An 11,397-nucleotide genomic window follows, 5' to 3' on the forward strand; every position below is an offset into this window, starting at 1 on the left:
GACTTCCCCATTGCTCAGCCCAGAGTTGTAGCCGACGACGAGGGTGCGCCCGCTCTTATCCAGGGTCCAGCCGAAACTGCCCAGCACTTTGGAGGGGTTGTGTATCAGGCCCGTTTGGGTCCAACGAGAGCCCACCCGGGTGAAAACATAAACCGCCCCTGCGGCGGAGCTAGGGGCATCCGGGCGCACGTGGCCATAAGCGCCCACCAGGGCGGTGGAATCATCGATATACAGACTACCGCCAAACATATCCCCGGGCAGCAGCCCGCTCGGGGATAGGGTCTGGCGATAGACCCACCCGCCGCCGGTGTACTCGTAAATGTGCGCGGCCCCCGGGGCCTGCCCCAGACTATTAGTGGACGCGATAGCAAAGCGGGCGCTCACGCTGGTGGCCGTTCCCATGTTGGCCGTAGCTACTGGAATCGGAGCGTCAAGGGTAACCAAGTCACCACAAGGAGCGGTAGACTGGGCCCAGCTCACACGGGCAATCAACCAGCACGTAAGCAGTAGCAGCTGCCGGCACAGAGCTGCTGTAATATTGTATGATTTTGACAAGCGACAGAAGTATTAAAAGAGACTAAGCGAATAAGTATGTTATGGAGTAGTTGTCAGCAGTAGCCGTTACCGCTGACCTATTTCGTTACAAAGGAAATTATTAGAAGTGGTATATTTCTAATTATTTAGGGTAAGCAGAGTATAGGATTTAGATTTAGTTTCCACAGGATCCTTTACGCTTACTTAGTTAGGGTGTCCAGACGAGGGAATCTAGCATAGCTGGACCCTAGGAAGCCGTCTATTGTATTTGCCCTGAGTATTAACAAGAGCGGGCGTCACCCAATAGATGGCGTTAGGAAAATGGCAAGATGATTTTCACAAAATGCTAGTTAACGTAATGCGAGTTATCCCCCCCACCTCGGAATAAGGGCGGTTTTTGCCCCACCGCCCCTACCACCTGGACGTGGTACTTTGGCGGGGAATCAGGCTCCATTTTGGGCGTTTACGAAACTCATCCCCGCGGGCCATTTCGTAAACGTTGAATGGTAGACGGGTTTCGTACACTCACCCTGTGCCACAGTGGCCAGTTGGCCACCAGGTATAGGCTGATTCCTGCCGTTCACTGAAAGGAGGGTACTAGCATCCGGCTGGACTTTTGGCGGGCTATTTAAAACGAATGAGGAATGACATGTAAGTGATGGGGCGAACGGGTCCCTGGTGGGTGGGGCGAAACGACACGTCGTGTTGCACGTACTCGACTAGCATGGGGTAATAGGGCAAAGACTGCACCGTGTAGGGAACCGCCTTTGCTTGGTAGTCGAGCAAATCAACCGACAAGGTGGCCTGGCCGGGCTCCGTCACTTTCAGCTTGAGCACCCGGACCAAGCGGTGGGCCCCATCGGGGGTGATGGCGACTTCCACGGCCGCAAAGCCGGTGATGCCTTTGCCATGCAAGGCCGCTGGCAAGCTGGCCTGGGGCTTTTTACGCGCCAGCGTAAAGGCCAGCGGCTCGAAATAGTCAACTATCTTCCCTTCGGCAGGCAGCGTATCTACTTGTGCGTAACTGGGCGTTGTGGCGCCGCACAAGCTCACTAACACTCCCCAAAACGTATGCACAGAACGTAACCGGAGCTTTGCCATAGACGCATGATACCCTCGGGCAGGAAATCGTGAGCAACTTAACAGATTTTGAAAGTCGTACTAGTTCAGCCAAACGGTGGTGCCTTAAACGCGCTCCGTTCAGGGGAAGGAGGATTTTTCTGGTTTGCCGTTGTCCTTGGTGAACATGTACAGGAAGCAGCAAAATACGGCAACTACTTGAAGGCCATAAGTGAGCAGGGTGTGCGTTACCTGTATTACGTCCCACCCATCTCTCCTGAGCAAGTATTTAGCCATCGAGAAGGCTCCATTTATAAAAACAATAACAAACAGGAGCTTTGCCCAGAATTTACCTTTCCTGATACCCACTGCTAGTAGGGCCATTGTGCCGAGCACAGCCAGAGCAGCAGCTATTATCGTTGGCTGTCGGTGAGCAGGACTTTGGAAGTACCCCCCGCTTGAAAACACGTTTATTCCGTTCCAGATGGCCAAACTCAGAAAGATTAAGTTAGAAGCCAGCCTGTCGTAATACCGCTGTTTGATGATATTCATAGTCCAAAACTACCAGTCTATACCCTCTAATTATGATTCAACAAAACGGTCCGAAGAGTAGAGAGGTTAGATTCAGCGTAAATTGCCGGGATGAACAAACTGATAGTTTCGATGGCGTTGGTGGGGAGCCTGGCCGGCTGCGGCCAGAAAGAAAAAGACCCTGGCCCGGCCCTTCCCGCGCCGGTCCCGGTCCCCGCTGCGTCCATTGTGGGCACGTGGACGGGCACGAGCACTCGCACCCAGGTGGACTACGCGGGCAGCACCCCCGATACCGACGTCACGACGCAAACGCCCGCCGGATTCAAGCTGACGTTTGGGCCCGCCGGAAAGCTGACCTCCGAAATGCCCCCCAACATTCTTAGCCCCAGCGGCATTCAAATCGGCACGTATCAATTCACCAATAACGTGTTGATCACCACGTATGCCAGCGGCTCCCTTACGCACGCGGTAGAGGCCCTAACGAGCCGCCGCTTGGTGTTTAAGAACGTCGAATCCGACGCCAGCAGCACCATCACCAAGACGTACACGTTTTCCCGATAGCCGAATGGCGATGGCACATCGGGCGCAGTAAAGGAGACGCAGGGGCAGCACGGACTCATGGCAGGGTCGTAAGAACTTCCGTTTATTCTAACGGTGGTGCCTTAAACGGGCTCTGTTCACCGAAAGGAGGGTTAAGCCTTCACTGGGGTGTAAATGATGTTCTCTTCTTATTTTTCGGAACATGTAGCCTCGAACAGTCAGTCTGTCGCGGCCCCTGGCGCATCACCCACCCCCGCATGACCCAGCGATTGTTCAGGTTTGCCTATTGCGGGGGCGTGGTCGTCGACTCGCGCAGTCCCCTGCAGGGGGCTTACCGGCTGGTCAGCGTTACCCTGGTTTCCGGCTTTCTCTGCCTGTACTTTCCCTTGCTGTGGGTGCTCTACGCCCTGTTACCCGAGGCCGCGCTCTACATACCCCTTGTGGGAATTGTCGGGCTGGCTTGGTACGGGTTGAAACGCTGGCAGTTTGGCCACCTGCGGGCCGCCCAAGCGTTGGTGGCCCGTTGCTACAGCCGCCGGCAAATCCAATACAGGGGGCGGGCGGCTGCGACACTAGGCGTGGCCAGCATTTGGGTCGTCTGCTTGGTGGCGATTGGGACTATTGCCGACTACATAAATTGGCCCTGAAGCCGCTGAAAAGCGGCTTGGTGATTCTTCTGCGACCGGAAATTATAGGCCCCCCGTAGGGGAGAACAACCAGGCACTGAGCAGGCAAATCCCGATTAATGGTTTAACAAAACAGTGGTTTAAGCAAGGTCTTTACATACCTACTCCACCGCCGCGGCTATGCTGCTGTTCGGCCTGGCGTACGCGCTGCTGGGCCACCTGGCGCTGGGCCTCCTGCTCCAACTGCGGGTTGAGTTCCTTCGCCAGCCCGTAGAAGCGCTTGACCTCCTGGTGCTGGGCCTGGCTGCCCTCTACCCCGCGCTGCAGTCCGAGCGGGGCCAGCTGGGCCGCAAAGCTGGTTTGCATATCGCGCATCTTCTGCCGGTCGCCCAATAGGTGTTCTTCTGTCCACCATACCTAGACAACCTCCTAGTGGGCAGTAGAGCGGCGGCGGCTACCCACCCGGTGGGGCGTTGCCAAAGGTTTTAAGACGGATGGGGATGCCCAGCGTGGCGCTCAGGCCCGAGCCGCGCACGTGCAGCGTAGTAGCGCCGCGCTGGGCGTTATAGCGGTACTCCACCGGTACCAGCAGCATATCCGTCAGGCCCTGGGTGTAGTAAAGGCTTAGATTCAGCCGCTCTTTGCCCAACCGGTAAAAACGGGCCGTGACCCCGCCTACCAGAAAGCCGCCCCACTTGCGCCGCACCCAGATCGATTCCCGGAATACAATGGTATCGTATAGGCCGCCCCCCGCTCCCAGCCCCCCACAAGCCAAGCAATTATTTCCCAGGCGGTTCAGCCCGCCGCCGGCTACTAGATTAGATCCAGCTTGAAGCTGGCCAGGTACACGTGGCGCACGGTATCTATTTCCCGCATATTGTACTGGCCAATCCTCCGGCGCAGGAGCAGCGGCAGCTGGTGCATATACAGCCCCGCCCCCGCGCCGAGCCACTCGCCTTCAAAGGGATTGTGGGTGTATGCCCGGGGCACCTGTAGACTGTAGGCCCAGCCCAAATTGCTGCCGCTGTAGCCCACCGAGAGGCTGAATTTATCCGTGAGCTGCACGCGCGGCATCACGACCGCTTGCTCGGCGAAGCTGACGCGGCTGTAGGCCTTGAAGGGATGGGAGCCTTTCCCAAAGTAGGCCCCTTCGGCGAAGGTATGGTTCGCCCCCACTTGCAGGTCGATGTACAAACGAGCTTGCGCGACGCTGTGTTCGGGGGCAACCAGCCAGGATAAGCTCAGGAGTAGTAAGGTGATAAAGCACATAGATAACTGATCACTGATAAACGCTACCTAGCGGCCACATGAGTGGGCCTAGGGCTACGAGGTAGCCTCTTGGTAGATGGAATTGGCTATAGGAAACTTATTTATGTATTTTTTATGAAAATGTTCCGCTATCTGCTCCTGCTGCTTCCCCTGTAGTACACGCAACCCCTTTCACCCATATTTTATGCAATATATTGGCAATCAGAAAAATACGCATAAAAATTAGAGAGCGGTGCGGCTGAGTTGGAGGTTTTCCCCTATTGGTTTAACAACGCCCTAAAGAGGCGGACTAGTAAGGTGCAGCTGAGTGCCCAAGGTGCTACATTATAAGGCCGAACGACGACATTCGGCCTTGGAATATCTTGCCCCAAACCACTTTGAAATTCAGCTTCAAACCACGTCCCACTTGTGGCCAGCTTAGCTAAACCACCTCACTGTCTCACTGCCCCTATAATCCTGGTTGTCAATGCCCGTGAAAGCGCCTGGTGGGGCGTGGACGAAACGCATCCCGGTGGGGCCTTTCGTCCACGCGGAATCGTAGATGGGTTTCGTCCACTCGCCCCGCGCGACCGGGGCCAGCCGACCACCCGGTACCGGCTGCTTTCTGCCGTTCCCCAAAAGGAGCTTTTGACTACTCCTCCCTTTCTGTACCGAGTACCTAGGCAACGCATCTTTCGTAGCTTGCCCGCATGAAAAAGCTGCTCCTGGCTGTCCTACTCCTGCCGGCCTTCTCGGCCCGTACCCAAAGCCTTTCTAGGCCCCCCGCGCCCCTGGAGGTGGCTCCACCAGCCGGGCAGGAGGCATCCACGCCCTTTCCGCTCGCCAATGTGATTGTGGTGCATACCAGCGACAGTGCCCGCACCGCTTACCTGAAACTGGCCCAGCTGCTGCGGGCGCAGGGGTACCAGCTAGAAAAGACGGATCAAGCGCACGGCCTCATTACCACTCATTACCATCGGACGGCCTACCATCGGGGCGTGAAGGCGTCGCTGCAGTTCACGATCAGACCCCAGGGGGCGGGGGCCATCATCGAGGAGCGAGCCATCGGCCAAGTCATTTCGGCTAGTAGTCGTTTCCCCGTGGAGTGCCGCGGGACTGCCAAAATGCCGATCGCGAGTGCCTGGGCCGAGATGTGGCGCATGGCGAGCTGCTACCCGGCGGGTTCACTGGCTTACAAACGGCACTAGTCGGCCTTTACAGCACCGCTGCCCGGGGAGCTAGAACGGGTTGCGGAAGGAGCAGGTCGTGACTCGTCGCAGTGAGAGGATCAAGGGGGCGACTTACTGTTTCGTCGGTTTCCAGCCCGGGGGAACTGGTTTTTCCCCGCGCCAATCAAAGGAAAAGTACGCCGGCCGGACTTCCTTAGTGCCTTTGGTAAACCAATGCTGCACATAGGCCGTATCGCCGGCAGCCGTGGCCTTAAACTGCACGAAGCGGTTCTCCACCACCGAGTCCCCGGCCAGCAGGGTGGGGATCGTGTACATCGTAAAATTCGGTTGGCCGTTAGCCAAATACTGCCGCCAGGCCGCCTCCGGATAGATCGCCTGCTGGTAGAAGTCCGCTTCCACCCGGCCCGTCTTGGTTAAACGCTGCCAGTGGCCATGCGGGGTGAAGGCAAGCTTGCCCGTCGCCGAGCGCGCCACCCGCAAGGGACCCTGATCATAGTAAGTGTGCCAAATGGACTGATAGGCCTTGTGCGTTTTCTCCACCACCTCGCCCCGCAGCAGGGCCGCTTCTTCTGCCGGGGTTAGATGACGCCGGTATTCGCCGTTCTTGTAATCCAGGGGGAGGGGTTGGGCGAGAAAATAGATCCCGCCACCAAGGGCGACAACGAGGGCAACGAGGACGGGCCAAGTATCCATGAGAGCAAAACCAGAGTAAAGCGTGGTTGGAGGCCGAAAATACGGGAAAATGAGGAGGGATTTACCGTGTCCCCGGTGCCCAAGCGTAAAAAGTCACTGGCCATCCTCACCTGTCGCTGCGCTGCTTACCGGGGCTTCATCGCCGGTCTTACCGCAGCGTACGGCTATAGAACTCGCGGGCGATGACGTAGTTGTCCCCAATAAAGAAGGCCTGAAAGGGCGGCGGAACGGGGGGGCTTACAATAGGTGTCGTTCAGCCGATTCTGCTCCTGGATGGGCGTCGGGACGGCCGCAATGCCGTAGTGCGCATTTAAGCGCGTGATCTCCTGGGCCATCACCTCGGGCAGGTAAAAGGAAAAGCGCTGGCCTTTGGGCAACACTTCCTGGAGCCACGCTTGCCGGGAACCCAGCCCACTCCAGGCGGGGGCATACGGCCCCCAGCCCTGGGGCAGGCGCGTGATACACGCGGTATCGGCCGCATAAAAGGCGGGCGGAACCACCCTGCTGGGCGCCTGGAAGGTGACTTCCGTCAGTTGTCCATTGTACTACTGAAAGGCCGGATGCTCGGTGTAATGCGCCAGCGCGCCCCCGGTCCCGCGCTTCAAGCGCGCCTCCACTTTGCCGTGAAAGTCGATGCGGTGAACCTCGACGGCGGTCGTGAGCTCGAGAAAGGTCGTTTGGCTATACCGTATCTGGCCCGTGGGATACAGCGCCACGAATTGCTCCATCATCCTGGCAAGCTAGGGTGTATGCAGCCGAATGAGAGAGGGGGGCGGTCGGTGGCAGAACGAGCAAAAAGGTCGCTACTGTGGCAAGCCTAAAGGTCCGAGACTAGTCGGATACCCCCTGTTATGTTAAGGGGCGAAATAAAGAAACCCGCCATGCTGGCAGAGTGCCTTTTTCTGCTTTTTGTCTACTTTCAGCGTCTTGCAGAAAAGCAAGCTCACACCTAATTCCCCTTCCGACTGGCCTCATGAATACTGTTACCGCCCAAATCGCCCTCTGTCAGCAATATGGAGCGGCGTACGTGCCCAGTAACGAACAGCTGAAAGTTGGCCTCTCGAGAAGCGTTGCGGAAGGCGTGCGCCCGATCCATGGAGTCCGGTATGCGCCAGAAGCAGATACCACGGGCTGGTACATTTGGGCCGGGGAGTTCTCGCTCGCGGATGACTTTTTTCAACCGGTCCACCTGGCGCACCTAACCGCATGGGCCCCGCAGGTGCAGCCGTATTTAGGCCTAGGACCGGGCTGGCGTTTTATCCTCGACCCCGAAGAGGACTATGTGGATGTATGGTTCGACGACAGCCTTGGTGTTTTGACGTAACCCTCCTTATGGGACAGAATCTTGATCTAGAAATTAAGGTTATCCAACGCTTTATTAACAAGAGCAAGCAGGCCCGGTATATTCAGTTCGTTACTTCCTCGAAGAACCGGCCCAAGTTTATTGCGGACCTATCGCGCGTGGGCTTCCTCCAAGAGGGAGCCTTTGACAAAGTCATGGGAATTGAGGAAGAGGTGATTCGACAAGCGCTGCAGCTACACGGCATAGCTGACAGCACCTGTTATGTGATCAGCGAAAATGCCCGCCTTGATACCCAGACCCTCGCCATCAGCGAAGCCCTACGAGCGACTGTGGGACAGGGTATGGGGACGATTCTAGTCTTCGGTAACGCGGATCTAGTGTATTATGAATGTGAAACCAGGAACATCCGCTATATCAGTAAGCCCAAGCAGAACTTGGCGATAGGATAACATGGCGAAGAGGCATGTAAAAGGAACCCTGACTAGAATAGCATGAAATAAGATTCAAACCTTCGCCTGCATAGTTTGGAGCACGGGCTTGCCCGAGGGTGAGCTACTTATCATAATTCAACTTCTAGGACAGTAATAAGCCTGATAACGGACCCTACTCAAACCCTATTTGAGAGATGGTGGCTGTTTAAAAGAGCCTTTTTCTGAACTACATATCTCGCTAATTTGCCATAATGAGTATTGAACAAACGGATACAATTGATATTATAACTATCTCCCCTGAAGGAGAACTGGTGCTGACCATTTCGGACCATCTTTCTTGGGAAGAGGACGAACACCTGTCCTTGCTAGAAGACAAAATCAATACGTACCTAGAGTTCCTTGAGGGTGAGCAGTTACTGGAAGAGTACCCCGCGGCAAAGGAGCACCCGCTGGTAATAAATGTCGCTTTGCAGTTCGAACCGCCAGAGCAAGCTATACATTTCCTAACCCAGGCCATGAAAGTCATTACAGACGCAGGCATTGGATTCCACTGGAGGGTAGTGAGCGACCAGTAAACTCCTCCTTTCGGTAAACTCTTAGTAGCTATCCAGCACCAGCAGGCCGTGGCAGGGTCAGGCGGGTTTAAGAAACTCGTCTACGTTTCAACGTTTACGAAAAGGCCCCTAGGGATGAGTTTCGCAAACTCGAACCCAGACGCTTTCACGGACATAGACAAATAGGATTTTAGGGGCAATGTGCAGGTGAAAATAGCTTGGCGTTCGTCTAGGTTTTATCGCTTGACATAATCGGAGTTATACACGCCGCCTGGGAATCGTGGTGGTTTTGAGCTGCCTGTGCGGGGTACTGCCGCATGGTACTTTGCTGGGAAACTAGGCTCTAAGTTTGAATATATACAAAACGTATCCCTGTAGGGCATACGGCCTGTTGGCTACTTAGCGTAGAACTGGCTCCTGCTGTTCACCGCAAGGAGCGTCTAAGAGAACAGCGGCGGGTACAGCTTGAAGCAGCGTTGTCGAAAAAGGTTGAGGACCAAGCCTTGGGTAAAAGTGTACTGCCGCAATTGCACGCCCTCGCTCCCAAAGAGGCGTAATACGGTTCGGGTGCCCTGGTGCTCGACCAAAATATGGGACGAGAATAGCAAGCGTATTTCCTCTTGAAAGGCCTTGGGGTTATCCCGAATCCAGTTGTAGGACCACTCCGGAATTTCCGCGCTACGGTCCAGATAAAAACTCATACCGGACGTGACCACCTCAAACCACGCCATGAGTTGGGTAGGCCGGGGATTGGCCAAGACGAAGCGGTGGTAAAATGGTGCGCTGAGCTCTTTATCCAAGACAAATACGTGCTCATCGGCCAAGCAGTGCGGCCCCACCGTGCGCAACGCGGCGTCTATGAGGCTAAGGGTATAAGCGACGGGTGGGTCAGGAGTCATCCGACAAAGCAACGAGAAAAGAAGACATTTTTCGTTCAGTGAAAGGGGAATCAAACAAGGCATGGCCTTCACCTACTTATTCCGCCGCTACGGCTGTGCTGCTGACTAGCCTGGCGCACGCGCTGCTGGGCCACCTGGCGCTGCGCCTCCTGCTCCAGCTGCGGGTTGAGTTCCTTCACCAGCCCGTAGAAGCGCTTGACCTCCTGGTGCTGGGCCTGGCTCCCCTCCACCCCGCGCTGCAGCCCGAGCGGGGCCAGCTTCGCCGCAAAGCTAGGCTGCCTATTGCGCCTTCTACCGGTCTGCTAGCAGGATACAACAAGTAGGTTTCTAGCCAAATGGGGTTCCGACAACCGTAGTTCGTGCAGTCTTGTCACATTTTACAAACCAACAATCAGAAGAGGTGATAAGCCTTTGACTGGGCGCCGCTCCTTAGTGATCTGACTGACACGGTGCCTCCCCTACGCGGCCCACAGGCCCCGTTTATTTTACCTCCCGTAACAGCATCTGCTCCTGTTTTTGCGTCAGCAGATATCCCCCGGAGACTTTGCGAATGGCCTGCTTGATCGGCTCGCGATCAATTGGTTGGGTCTTTCCCTCCACTTGCATCCTAACGGGACCAGGCTGCAAAAAGAGCGAGTCGCCGACTAGTTGCCACCCCAGGGGACTATCCTTCACCACCGTATTGCCCCTGGTTTCCCGAAAGGTAGCGCGCCCATCTGGATGGAAGATAAAGTAGTGCTGCACGTCATTGCCGGCTGGACTACTCTCTGCTGCTTCTCCAATCGCAAAGGTCTTGTTGGCGAGGTCGCCGACGCTAGGGGGTAAGCGAGAGGCAGCGACTTGTTGCCCCCAGCTTAACCAGGGGGTGGAAACGAGCCACGCTACCAAGAAGAGGGATGAACGAATAGACATCGGAAATGAGTAGCGGGAGCAGCTGACACCAGGAGGGGCACTGCTTTCTGTTATGCCTTGCCTAGTGTACGCGGTGGAAGATGCATAATCGCTAAGGCCAGTAGTTTATAAAGCGCCTACTGGCCCGGCCGCCCGCTGGGCTAAGCGCTGGACTTGTTTATGGGTGAAGCGGCAGCCACGACGGGTGCGAAAGCCCAAACCCTCCAACTCCTGGGCAATCTGGTTGTAGCCCAGCCCTTGCGCCCGGCGCGCCAGGATCAGGGCCGTGGCCTGGCGATTGGCCTCGTACGAGCGCGCATTCTGCTGCCGGACCGCCAGGCCCTGCGCCTGCGCCGGTAGCGTTAGGTTGGCGGGGGTACCTAGTCGTTTCCCCTGAGCCTTCAACACTTGTAAAGCCCGGCGGGTGCGCTCGCTGATCATGTCGCGCTCCTGCTCGGCCAGGGCCGCAAAGATGTGCACCGTGAATTTGTTGGCCTGGGGCTGATCGCACGCGACAAACTCCACCCCCGACTCCATCAGGGAGGCAATGAACACGACACTACGCGAGAGGCGGTCAAGCTTGGCAATGACCAGCACCGCCCCCCGGCGCTGGGCCAGCTGCACGGCCGCCCGCAGCTGGGGCCGGGCCGCCGTCTTGCCGCTCTCCACTTCGACAAACTCCCCCAGCACCGCGTCCTCTTTGACAAAGCCCTTCACCAACTGCTGCTGCGCCGCCAGCCCGAGTCCGCTTTTGCCTTGCTGCAGGGTGCTGACACGGTAATAGGCCACGGAGGGCATAAGCGGGAGCAGTTAGGGGATGAATGCGGGGTCAAGATACGGAGCTTGGACCTTTTACAAACGTCCGTTGACGAGGAGTCTAAGTAGCCTAGAGACATTC

Annotated in this window: 19 protein-coding genes; 7 read left to right on the forward strand and 12 right to left on the reverse strand. The window is 56.5% G+C overall.

The window, feature by feature from the left end:
* The 3 genes from B9A24_RS00505 to B9A24_RS00515 form a co-directional block, all read right to left on the reverse strand.
* Positions 1-555: FG-GAP repeat protein (locus B9A24_RS00505; protein WP_200813835.1), on the reverse strand; the 555-nt coding region annotated here is incomplete at its 3' end.
* 603 nt (positions 556-1,158) lie between these two features.
* Positions 1,159-1,611 (reverse strand): hypothetical protein, encoded by a 453-nt coding sequence (locus B9A24_RS00510; protein WP_143434668.1) that lies wholly within the window; start codon positions 1,609-1,611, stop codon positions 1,159-1,161.
* 123 nt (positions 1,612-1,734) lie between these two features.
* Positions 1,735-2,145 carry a hypothetical protein gene (locus tag B9A24_RS00515; RefSeq protein ID WP_084443121.1) on the reverse strand — a complete coding sequence of 137 codons (411 nt, stop codon included), beginning with the start codon at positions 2,143-2,145 and terminating at the stop codon, positions 1,735-1,737.
* Positions 2,146-2,235: 90 nt separating this feature from the next.
* Here B9A24_RS00515 and B9A24_RS00520 point away from each other — a divergent pair, with 90 nt between their 5' ends.
* Together B9A24_RS00520 and B9A24_RS00525 are read left to right on the forward strand one after the other, a co-directional pair.
* Positions 2,236-2,685, forward strand: a complete 450-nt coding sequence (locus tag B9A24_RS00520; RefSeq protein ID WP_084443123.1) for a hypothetical protein — start codon at positions 2,236-2,238, stop codon at positions 2,683-2,685.
* A gap of 236 nt (positions 2,686-2,921) precedes the next feature.
* On the forward strand, positions 2,922-3,311 hold the full coding sequence (locus B9A24_RS00525; protein WP_084443125.1) for a hypothetical protein: 390 nt from the start codon (positions 2,922-2,924) through the stop codon (positions 3,309-3,311).
* Between the two features lie 132 nt (positions 3,312-3,443).
* On the opposite strand, the gene B9A24_RS00530 is transcribed toward B9A24_RS00525, so the two are convergent.
* The 3 genes from B9A24_RS00530 to B9A24_RS00540 all read right to left on the reverse strand — a co-directional run bounded on the left by B9A24_RS00530 (position 3,444) and on the right by B9A24_RS00540 (position 4,559).
* Positions 3,444-3,656, reverse strand: coding sequence for a hypothetical protein (locus B9A24_RS00530; RefSeq protein WP_143434669.1), 213 nt, complete (start codon positions 3,654-3,656; stop codon positions 3,444-3,446).
* An 88-nt stretch (positions 3,657-3,744) separates the two neighbouring features.
* Entirely contained in the window at positions 3,745-4,065 is a 321-nt protein-coding gene (locus B9A24_RS00535) for a hypothetical protein (RefSeq protein ID WP_084443129.1), read from the reverse strand.
* A gap of 38 nt (positions 4,066-4,103) precedes the next feature.
* The gene (locus B9A24_RS00540; RefSeq protein WP_084443131.1) at positions 4,104-4,559 is read right to left on the reverse strand and encodes a hypothetical protein; all 456 of its coding nucleotides are present in this window, start codon (positions 4,557-4,559) and stop codon (positions 4,104-4,106) included.
* 689 nt (positions 4,560-5,248) lie between these two features.
* On the opposite strand from B9A24_RS00540, the gene B9A24_RS00550 reads away from it, so the two are divergent.
* On the forward strand, positions 5,249-5,746 hold the full coding sequence (locus tag B9A24_RS00550; protein WP_084443135.1) for a hypothetical protein: 498 nt from the start codon (positions 5,249-5,251) through the stop codon (positions 5,744-5,746).
* A gap of 93 nt (positions 5,747-5,839) precedes the next feature.
* On the opposite strand, the gene B9A24_RS00555 is transcribed toward B9A24_RS00550, so the two are convergent.
* From B9A24_RS00555 to B9A24_RS00565, 3 genes are all read right to left on the reverse strand, one after another.
* Entirely contained in the window at positions 5,840-6,421 is a 582-nt protein-coding gene (locus tag B9A24_RS00555) for a hypothetical protein (RefSeq protein WP_084443137.1), read from the reverse strand.
* A 164-nt stretch (positions 6,422-6,585) separates the two neighbouring features.
* The gene (locus B9A24_RS00560) at positions 6,586-6,921 is read right to left on the reverse strand and encodes a hypothetical protein (RefSeq protein ID WP_084443139.1); all 336 of its coding nucleotides are present in this window, start codon (positions 6,919-6,921) and stop codon (positions 6,586-6,588) included.
* A 45-nt stretch (positions 6,922-6,966) separates the two neighbouring features.
* Complete coding sequence (locus B9A24_RS00565; RefSeq protein ID WP_084443142.1) at positions 6,967-7,152, reverse strand: hypothetical protein; 186 nt, start codon at positions 7,150-7,152, stop codon at positions 6,967-6,969.
* Between the two features lie 242 nt (positions 7,153-7,394).
* Here B9A24_RS00565 and B9A24_RS00570 point away from each other — a divergent pair, with 242 nt between their 5' ends.
* The 3 genes from B9A24_RS00570 to B9A24_RS00580 all read left to right on the forward strand — a co-directional run bounded on the left by B9A24_RS00570 (position 7,395) and on the right by B9A24_RS00580 (position 8,730).
* The gene (locus B9A24_RS00570) at positions 7,395-7,745 is read left to right on the forward strand and encodes an immunity protein Imm33 domain-containing protein (protein WP_084443144.1); all 351 of its coding nucleotides are present in this window, start codon (positions 7,395-7,397) and stop codon (positions 7,743-7,745) included.
* 8 nt (positions 7,746-7,753) lie between these two features.
* Complete coding sequence (locus B9A24_RS00575; RefSeq protein WP_084443146.1) at positions 7,754-8,173, forward strand: hypothetical protein; 420 nt, start codon at positions 7,754-7,756, stop codon at positions 8,171-8,173.
* Positions 8,174-8,406: 233 nt separating this feature from the next.
* Positions 8,407-8,730 carry a DUF6572 domain-containing protein gene (locus tag B9A24_RS00580; RefSeq protein WP_084443148.1) on the forward strand — a complete coding sequence of 108 codons (324 nt, stop codon included), beginning with the start codon at positions 8,407-8,409 and terminating at the stop codon, positions 8,728-8,730.
* A 419-nt stretch (positions 8,731-9,149) separates the two neighbouring features.
* Here B9A24_RS00580 and B9A24_RS00585 read toward each other — a convergent pair whose 3' ends face one another.
* Positions 9,150-9,608 (reverse strand): hypothetical protein, encoded by a 459-nt coding sequence (locus B9A24_RS00585; RefSeq protein ID WP_084443150.1) that lies wholly within the window; start codon positions 9,606-9,608, stop codon positions 9,150-9,152.
* Between the two features lie 38 nt (positions 9,609-9,646).
* Here B9A24_RS00585 and B9A24_RS00590 point away from each other — a divergent pair, with 38 nt between their 5' ends.
* Positions 9,647-9,931: a hypothetical protein gene (locus B9A24_RS00590; RefSeq protein ID WP_143434670.1), complete on the forward strand. Its 285-nt coding sequence runs from the start codon at positions 9,647-9,649 to the stop codon at positions 9,929-9,931.
* Between the two features lie 157 nt (positions 9,932-10,088).
* On the opposite strand, the gene B9A24_RS22510 is transcribed toward B9A24_RS00590, so the two are convergent.
* Together B9A24_RS22510 and B9A24_RS00600 are read right to left on the reverse strand one after the other, a co-directional pair.
* Positions 10,089-10,520, reverse strand: coding sequence for a hypothetical protein (locus tag B9A24_RS22510; protein ID WP_084443153.1), 432 nt, complete (start codon positions 10,518-10,520; stop codon positions 10,089-10,091).
* A gap of 105 nt (positions 10,521-10,625) precedes the next feature.
* Positions 10,626-11,297 carry a recombinase family protein gene (locus B9A24_RS00600; RefSeq protein WP_084443155.1) on the reverse strand — a complete coding sequence of 224 codons (672 nt, stop codon included), beginning with the start codon at positions 11,295-11,297 and terminating at the stop codon, positions 10,626-10,628.
* Positions 11,298-11,397: the final 100 nt, after the last annotated feature.

The organism is Hymenobacter roseosalivarius DSM 11622, assembly GCF_900176135.1.
Taxonomy (GTDB): Bacteria; Bacteroidota; Bacteroidia; order Cytophagales; family Hymenobacteraceae; genus Hymenobacter; species Hymenobacter roseosalivarius.

What these genes read in the sequence shown, in the direction of transcription:
- B9A24_RS00525 (WP_084443125.1), top strand. Translation starts at nt 2,922, where the DNA reads ATGACCCAGCGATTGTTCAGGTTTGCCTATTGCGGGGGCGTGGTCGTC.
- B9A24_RS00600 (WP_084443155.1), bottom strand. Translation starts at nt 11,297, where the DNA reads ATGCCCTCCGTGGCCTATTACCGTGTCAGCACCCTGCAGCAAGGCAAA.
- B9A24_RS00515 (WP_084443121.1), bottom strand. Translation starts at nt 2,145, where the DNA reads ATGAATATCATCAAACAGCGGTATTACGACAGGCTGGCTTCTAACTTA.
- B9A24_RS00530 (WP_143434669.1), bottom strand. Translation starts at nt 3,656, where the DNA reads ATGCAAACCAGCTTTGCGGCCCAGCTGGCCCCGCTCGGACTGCAGCGC.
- B9A24_RS00555 (WP_084443137.1), bottom strand. Translation starts at nt 6,421, where the DNA reads ATGGATACTTGGCCCGTCCTCGTTGCCCTCGTTGTCGCCCTTGGTGGC.
- B9A24_RS00570 (WP_084443144.1), top strand. Translation starts at nt 7,395, where the DNA reads ATGAATACTGTTACCGCCCAAATCGCCCTCTGTCAGCAATATGGAGCG.
- B9A24_RS00540 (WP_084443131.1), bottom strand. Translation starts at nt 4,559, where the DNA reads ATGTGCTTTATCACCTTACTACTCCTGAGCTTATCCTGGCTGGTTGCC.
- B9A24_RS00575 (WP_084443146.1), top strand. Translation starts at nt 7,754, where the DNA reads ATGGGACAGAATCTTGATCTAGAAATTAAGGTTATCCAACGCTTTATT.
- B9A24_RS00520 (WP_084443123.1), top strand. Translation starts at nt 2,236, where the DNA reads ATGAACAAACTGATAGTTTCGATGGCGTTGGTGGGGAGCCTGGCCGGC.
- B9A24_RS22510 (WP_084443153.1), bottom strand. Translation starts at nt 10,520, where the DNA reads ATGTCTATTCGTTCATCCCTCTTCTTGGTAGCGTGGCTCGTTTCCACC.
- B9A24_RS00565 (WP_084443142.1), bottom strand. Translation starts at nt 7,152, where the DNA reads ATGATGGAGCAATTCGTGGCGCTGTATCCCACGGGCCAGATACGGTAT.
- B9A24_RS00550 (WP_084443135.1), top strand. Translation starts at nt 5,249, where the DNA reads ATGAAAAAGCTGCTCCTGGCTGTCCTACTCCTGCCGGCCTTCTCGGCC.
- B9A24_RS00585 (WP_084443150.1), bottom strand. Translation starts at nt 9,608, where the DNA reads ATGACTCCTGACCCACCCGTCGCTTATACCCTTAGCCTCATAGACGCC.
- B9A24_RS00580 (WP_084443148.1), top strand. Translation starts at nt 8,407, where the DNA reads ATGAGTATTGAACAAACGGATACAATTGATATTATAACTATCTCCCCT.